Source organism: Vibrio sp. Y176 (assembly GCF_033438945.1).
Genome location: NZ_JAWOQS010000964.1, coordinates 1 through 560 on the forward strand (window position 1 = coordinate 1; position 560 = coordinate 560).

Genomic DNA, 560 nt, shown 5'->3' on the forward strand with positions numbered 1-560 from the left:
AACTGCCTTCGTTGACCACCAAAATAAAGGAGGCCAAATCGGGCAGTAGAGCAATGAGTTTTGGATTAACCATAAAGATTCCGTTCTAAGCGGCGTATTAAAAGTATTGTCTGGCAGGGTTTTACGAGGTGCAAGTGTGCCAGTCTCGCTTTAACGATATTTTGCCAAAAAGGCGTGAAGAATCGGCAACCCAGACTCGTTAGTATGATAACGCTGCCAACATTGATAAATGGCGGTTTCATGTTCTGCGACTAAATCAAATGCAGTTTGAAAATTGACAGCGTTTGAATTCTTCTCTATCGCGAGTGTTTGCCATTCTCGGTATGTCACTTCGTACGGCTCAACCCAATTGAGTAGCGTGGCAACCAGCTCGGACCAAGGTAAATCGATCCACTTTTCTGCATCGGAAAGACCTTTTTCCATCATTTCTTGATGACGGTTTTCTATCTCCATTCCATGTGCTTGCAAAACAGGTTTGAGTTTTTCAGCGGTCAGTTTTTCCACGTCGACTAAAGTTTGCCAAAGCGCGCGTTGCTCTGCCTGTTTGTAGTTGTTGAGAT

1 protein-coding gene is annotated in these 560 nt (G+C 44.1%); it reads right to left on the bottom strand.

Annotation, left to right across the window (positions count from 1 at the left end):
• Positions 1 to 150: 150 nt before the first annotated feature.
• Positions 151 to 560, bottom strand: a 410-nt coding sequence (locus R7O13_RS29660) for a hypothetical protein (RefSeq protein WP_318305564.1), incomplete at its 5' end; no start/stop codon positions are given.